This is a genomic window from Pseudophaeobacter sp. 1A09344 (genome assembly GCF_041008745.1).
Lineage (GTDB): Bacteria > Pseudomonadota > Alphaproteobacteria > Rhodobacterales > Rhodobacteraceae > Phycobacter > Phycobacter gallaeciensis_A.
Genome location: NZ_JAXGFS010000006.1, coordinates 305,409 through 311,863, shown reverse-complemented (window position 1 = coordinate 311,863; position 6,455 = coordinate 305,409). Strand labels below are relative to the sequence as shown.

The 6,455-nt window shown below is 60.5% G+C and carries 6 protein-coding genes; 3 read left to right on the top strand and 3 right to left on the bottom strand.

What is annotated here, in order from left to right; genetic code table 11:
* The first annotated feature begins 188 nt into the window (after positions 1–188).
* The gene (locus tag SM765_RS13040) at positions 189–785 is read left to right on the top strand and encodes an HD domain-containing protein (RefSeq protein ID WP_274838036.1); all 597 of its coding nucleotides are present in this window, start codon (positions 189–191) and stop codon (positions 783–785) included.
* A gap of 9 nt (positions 786–794) precedes the next feature.
* On the opposite strand, the gene SM765_RS13035 is transcribed toward SM765_RS13040, so the two are convergent.
* From SM765_RS13035 to SM765_RS13025, 3 genes are all read right to left on the bottom strand, one after another.
* Positions 795–1,982, bottom strand: a complete 1,188-nt coding sequence (locus SM765_RS13035) for a glycosyltransferase family 61 protein (RefSeq protein ID WP_368981542.1) — start codon at positions 1,980–1,982, stop codon at positions 795–797.
* 26 nt (positions 1,983–2,008) lie between these two features.
* On the bottom strand, positions 2,009–2,563 hold the full coding sequence (locus tag SM765_RS13030; protein WP_065272028.1) for an ActR/PrrA/RegA family redox response regulator transcription factor: 555 nt from the start codon (positions 2,561–2,563) through the stop codon (positions 2,009–2,011).
* Between the two features lie 81 nt (positions 2,564–2,644).
* On the bottom strand, positions 2,645–3,265 hold the full coding sequence (locus SM765_RS13025; protein WP_065272027.1) for an SCO family protein: 621 nt from the start codon (positions 3,263–3,265) through the stop codon (positions 2,645–2,647).
* A gap of 145 nt (positions 3,266–3,410) precedes the next feature.
* Between SM765_RS13025 and regB the strand changes: the two genes are divergently transcribed.
* Positions 3,411–4,808 (top strand): sensor histidine kinase RegB, encoded by a 1,398-nt coding sequence (gene regB, locus SM765_RS13020; protein WP_065272026.1) that lies wholly within the window; start codon positions 3,411–3,413, stop codon positions 4,806–4,808.
* 88 nt (positions 4,809–4,896) lie between these two features.
* On the top strand, positions 4,897–6,444 hold the full coding sequence (locus tag SM765_RS13015) for a PAS-domain containing protein (RefSeq protein WP_274838038.1): 1,548 nt from the start codon (positions 4,897–4,899) through the stop codon (positions 6,442–6,444).
* Positions 6,445–6,455 lie beyond the last annotated feature (11 nt).

Below are 6,455 nucleotides of genomic sequence, written 5' to 3'. Positions count from 1 at the left end.
CATTGGCAACTCCATTCTGGCTCAGCCTCAACTTGGCCACGCACTTAACACCGCAACGCTTTACAAGCAATGAAACCACCCAGAGCAGAGGGTTGCCCCGGACCAAATGCCACGCAATTCAGGATTTGCACGCTGGGTGCCAAGCGGCTAGGCACAGGTAGAACCTCTGTAAGAGCCGGACCCGACCGATGCCTCCAAAACCTGCCCGCGCCTGGCAACGCATGCTGTCAGGGCGCCGACTGGATCTTCTGGATCCCACGCCCGTCGACATTGAAATCGAGGATATCGCCCACGGGCTGGCCTTTGTGGCGCGCTGGAACGGGCAAACCAAGGGTGATTTCGCCTATTCGGTAGCCGAACATTCGCTGCTGGTCGAGAGCTTGTTCGCCCGTCTTTACCCCAAGGCGCCCGTGAAATGGCGCCTGGCCGCGCTGCTGCACGATGCCCCGGAATATGTCATCGGCGACATGATATCCCCGGTGAAGGCAGCAGTCGGTCCCGGGTATGAGGATCTGGATCAGCGGCTGACTACGGCCATCCATGTCCGTTTCGGCCTGCCCGCCGCCCTGCCAAAAACCATCAAGTCCAAGATCAAGCGCGCCGACAAAATCAGCGCATGGATGGAGGCGGTGCAGATCGCCGGGTTTTCGGAGACGGAGGCCAACAAGTTCTTTGGCAGCATCGACCCGCAGATCACGGGCGATCTGTCTATCGACCTGCGCCCGCCGGTCGAGGTGCGCCGTGATTTTGTCAGCCGCCACGCAGAGTTGCTGGCGCAGCTTTAGGCCACTACCTCAGGCGTTGGCGGTTTTGGCCGCCCGCCTGGCCCGACGGGCGCGGCGCATTTCGCGGATCCGCTGCTGTTTGAATTCGGGCGATTCCACGAAACGGTCGCTGCCGCCAAGCCCCTTTTCGACAAGGATCTGTTGCCGCTGATCGTCGCTCAGCACCGGCCATTGCGCATCAGCAGAAATGAATCCATGCGTGGCAAGAGCCCGGCCGATCACCGAATGGTCGATCTCGCCAAAGCTGTTGCGGCTCGACTTTGGCTTGTTGACCGGCACCCATTCAGTGCGAAGCGCGCCAATCACCAACGGATTGCATTTGCAGAAATGCGCTACATTCATCGCCAGCAGATTATTGGCGCCGGATTGGCGCCGCAGGACCATCGCGACCTTCTGATCCGGCCTTCCTACCATGGCAAAGAGATGCAGCGCCGAGCCATCCGCCGCGATCACCCGTTTCGCCGCCTTGTAGCGCGCCAGTTGCTCGGTCAGGCTGTGCTCCTGCGGGTGGAAGATCTCGTAGCCTTCGGCCTGAAGCAGCTCTTCCATCTGCTCTTCGCCCAGAAGACCGCCCTTGCTGAGGCCCAGTTTCGAACGGGAGATATAGAGCTTTTCAGGGCCTTCAGGGGTCACATCCCGGGCAAAGCGGCTGTGCACCGCATTGCGGAACTTGCGGGTGCCACGAGTGATATGGCCAAGGCCAAACCCCTGCCCTGGCACCACCAGTTCCTCAACCCGGGTCGGTTCAGCCGCAACCCGGATTGGCAGGCCCGGCGCAAAGAGATTGATGAACTCGCGCTGAAAGCCGCGCGTTTCATCGCCCACAGCCGGGCGTTTGGGGATGAACAGGATGCCGTCCACCGGCTGATCCAGATGTGGCAGCGCCCAGAGCCGGGACGAGCTTTCCACCAGGAAATGCCCGAAATGCGCCCAGAGCACCCCGCCCCAGAGCCAGCGCCCCGGCAGGGTTGCGTTGACCTCACTCGGCGGGTCGGGCTGCACGGTGATCGGGCGGTATTTGCGCCAGAGCGCGGCCTTGGCGCAGTAATCACCAGAGGCAGTCAACACGCCGGCCTTTTGCACCAGCGCACTGTCGACCGGCGGGATCACGCAGGCACCGCGCAGGGTCTCAATCTCCTCGGACCAGCCCCCGTCGGGCAACGGCTGATCTTCGGGTCCGGCGCCATGCTCTGTCATGTGTGGTCCTCGCCTGGGGGTTGCCTTTACTTGGGGCTGCGTTTGGCGAGGATCCGCTGCAAGGTCCGCCGGTGCATGTTCAGCCGCCGAGCGGTTTCGGACACGTTGCGGTCGCAGAGTTCATAGATGCGCTGAATATGCTCCCAGCGCACGCGGTCCGCGCTCATCGGGTTTTCCGGTGGCGGCGGCAGTTCATCCGCCGAGGCCAAGAGCGCATTGGTGATATCGGTCGCATCCGCCGGTTTCGACAGGTAATCGGTGGCGCCGATCTTCACCGCAGCAACGGCGGTGGCAATGGCGCCATATCCGGTCAGCACCACAACCCGGCTGTCGGGACGTTTTTCTCGGATCACCTCGACCACATCCAGACCGTTGCCATCCTCCAGCCGCAGATCGACAACCGCATAGGCTGGGGGCCGGGCGGTGGCGATGGCGCTGCCAGCGGCGACAGATCCGGCGGTCTCAATCTCGAAACCGCGCTTTTCCATCGCTTTGGCCAGGCGGCGCAGAAACGGTTCATCATCATCGACCAACAAGAGCGATTTGTCGGGTCCGATGTCCCTTTGCGTCGCTTCGACCATGCCCGCTCCTCCGCGTTCGTTCAGCAAATTCTTGTTTTGGATATTAAACGCCGGGTGGCAAAGGTCAAATGCCAGACACCGTTACATGTTATCAATGAAACAGCCGATCTTGTCTGCCACCTGCTCGGGCGTCTCATCGCGGCGGAAGAATTCGACGAAACCGTCCTCAGGCAGCACCAGATAGGCAAAGGTGGAATGATCGACCAGATAATAGTCCTCATCCCCGTCCTGTTTCTTGTAATAGGTCTTGTAGGCCTGGCTGGCCGCCTTGACCTGCTCGGCCGATCCGGTGAGACCGATCATCTTTTCATGCATGTTGTAGGCAAAATCGCCAACCACCTCGGGGGTGTCGCGGTCCGGGTCGATCGAGATGAACACCGGTGTCACGCTGTAACCGCGTTCATCCAGCACATCGATGGCCTCGGCGTTGCGGGACACATCCAGCGGGCAGACGTCGGGGCAGAAGGTATAGCCAAAGTACAGCAGCGATGGTTCGGTAATGACATCCTTGTCGGTAACCGTCTCACCCTTGGAATTGACCAGTTCGAACGGCCCGCCAATGGTATCGGCGCCACCGGCAATCTTACTGCTGCGGCACTGGGCGAATTTGTCATCGCTGTCCCCTGGGCGGGTCAGGAACCAGGTGCCGCCGGCAAGAGCAGCAATGAACAGGGCAGCAAGAAGGGCATATAGGCGGGTCATGTGATCACACTTTGCGAACGGGAAGGGTTGTTGATCGTTTCGGGCGCGAGACCTATCAAGAAACTCAGCCGATGCAACTGCACACGGCGTCACACCGCCGATCGGCGCGGGAACGTGATAATGCGCCGCAGATCAGGAGGCCCAGATGAGCGAGACCCAATTCGGCCTGATGCATGGCCAGGAACGCAGCCACTGGATCCGTTTGCGGACCCTGATCCTGCTGCGCTGGGTGGCCATCGCCGGGCAGATCATTGCGATCCTGGTGGCGCAGTACATGTACAATCTGCAACTGGTGCTGCCGCTATGTTTTCTGGCGGTCGGCATCGCGGTCACCGGAAATCTTGTCGCCACCCTGATGTTCCCCGAGAACAAGCGCCTATCGGAATTCGAAAACTTCCTGATGGTACTGTTCGATCTGATGCAGCTGGCGTTTTTGTTGAGCCTGACCGGCGGTCTGCACAATCCCTTTGCCCTGCTGGTTCTGGCGCCGGTGACGATTTCCGCTGCCATGATGGGGCTGCGCTCAACCCTGATCATTGGCGGTACTGCCATCATGCTGGTAACACTGATGGCCGAATTTCATATTCCCCTGCGCACCGAACAGGGGTTCCTGCTGCGGGTTCCGGATGTCTTTGTCTTTGGCAACTGGACCGCCATCGTCATCGCCATCCTGTTCATCGGGTTCTACTCCTTCCGGATCAGCACCGAGATCCGCAGCATGTCGGACGCGCTTTCTGCCACCCAGCTGGCCCTGTCGCGTGAGCAAAAGCTGACCGACCTTGGCGGCGTGGTCGCTGCCGCCGCGCATGAACTTGGCACACCGCTGGCCACCATAAAACTGGCCAGTGCCGAACTGTTGGATGAATTGGACGACCGCCCCGACCTGCGCGAAGACGCCGCCCTGATCCGGGAACAGGCGGACCGCTGCCGCGATATCCTGCGCAGCATGGGCCGGGCCGGCAAGGACGACTTGCATCTGCGCCAGGCGCCGCTCTCGACCGTCATCCACGAGGCAGCCGAACCGCATATGGACCGCGGCACGACGGTCGTTTTTCACGAAGCCCCGCTGGAGGACGGCAGCCTGCAGCAACCCACCATCCTGCGCAAACCCGAGATCATCCACGGACTGCGCAATCTGGTACAGAACGCGGTGGATTTCGCGGGCAGCACCGTCTGGATCGACGCCGCCTGGGACGACGAAAAAATCGAGGTTCGGATCAGCGACGACGGGCGCGGGTTCCCCTCTCAGATGCTGGGCCGGATCGGCGATCCCTTCATGAAACGACGGCGCAGCGGATCTGATCGGCGCAAACGCCCCGGTTACGAAGGCATGGGGCTGGGCCTGTTCATCGCCAAAACCCTGCTGGAACGCAGCGGCGCCAACCTGCGGTTTACCAATGGATCGGCCCCGCTTCCCGGACTAATACTGCCAAAAGAACGCCGGGGTGCCATCGTCGAAGTCTCCTGGCCGCGTGACAAAGTCGACGCGCTCAAGGGCGAAAATGCCGTTCCAACCGGGAAAAACCAGAGAATTGAAATTTAACTGTTCACTTTTTAGCAACCAATTAAACTTCATTTAACCATTTTTAAGCAACCATTGATAAAGCGATACGCGAGCAAGGCAGGACAACATGCAGAACATCGTTTCAATCGAATGGCTAATCTTGGCAACCCTCTGCGCCGCCACAGCCGCGGCCGCTGTGTGGTGGCTGTCTCCCGGCGCGCGCTCCAAATCGCTGGAGCAGGATCTGCTGTCCAGCGACGGGCGTACTGATGCGGTCTTCCTGTTTGACGACACCAACCTGATCGGCTGGTCCTCGGGCGCACGCAAATTCATTGGCGAACACGCCGAGGCGTTCAGCTGGAACATGCTGCGCGACCAGCTGGCGCGCAATTACCCCGGCCTGCCGCAATCGCCCGGATTTCTGAAAGATGTCGGTCCCCTTGTCCTGTCGGGCACCGAATCCGCCGAAAGCCGCGAAGCGCATTGTGAATGGATCGACGGTATCACCCGCGTGCAGCTGCGCCGCTCGACCCTGGAAGAGCAGAACAGATCGCAGGATCAGGAACTGACCACCCTGCGCGCCGCCGTGCATCAGGCCCCTTATCCGGTCTGGCTGCAATCGGATGAAGGCGCGATCACCTGGTCCAACCTGGCCTATGACAACCTTACCCATAAAATCCGTGGACGTGATGTCGATAGCTCCGAGCCGCTGTTCACCGATCTTGACGAACCCAAATCCAGCGGCAAACCGGAACGGATTTCCATCCCGCTGCCCGACAGCAACAAGCAGCTGTGGTACAACATTTCGACCACCGAAACCGAAGCCGGCTGGCTGTGTCACGCTGTCGATGTGAATGCGGTGGTGGATGCTGAAATCGCCCAGCGCAACTTTGTGCAGACTCTGGCAAAAACCTTTGCCCAGCTGTCCATTGGTCTGGCCATCTTTGATCGCAACCGTCAGCTGGTCCTGTTCAACCCGGTGCTGATCGACCTGACCGCGCTGCCGCCCGATTTCCTCAGCTCCCGTCCCAACCTGATGAGCTTTTTCGACCGTCTGCGCGACCAGCGCATGATGCCCGAGCCCAAGAATTACTCCAGCTGGCGCCACCAGTTCGAAGACCTGCTCGAGGCCGCTGCTGAAGGCCGGTACAAGGAAACATGGTCGCTGCCCTCGGGTTCGGTCTATTCTGTCTCTGGCCGCCCGCATCCCGATGGTGCCATTGCCTTCCTGTTCGAGGACATCACCGCCGAAGTGACCCTGACGCGTCAGTTCCGCTCGGAGCTGGAAATGGGGCAGTCGATCATGGACCAGATGGACGAAGCCATCGCCGTCTTTGCAAATGATGGCAGCATGACTTTCTCCAACGCCGCCTATCATCAGATGTGGAAAATGGACCCAGACGCCAGCTTTGCCAAAGTGTCGATCATGGATGCCAGCCGCGTCTGGCAGGACACCTGCGCCCCGACACCGGCTTGGGGAGAGATCCGCGATTTCGTCGCAGCCAGCGATGCGCGCGACCCCTGGTGGGCAAATGTGAAACTGCGCGACGGCACGCCGCTGATGTGCAAGGTCACCGGCATCCAGAACGGCGCCACCATGGTCAGCTTCTGCAATCCGCAGACCAGCCTGCCCTGCGCCGAACAGGAACGCTTTGCCATCTCTGATCACAGCTGAGCAGGACTGCA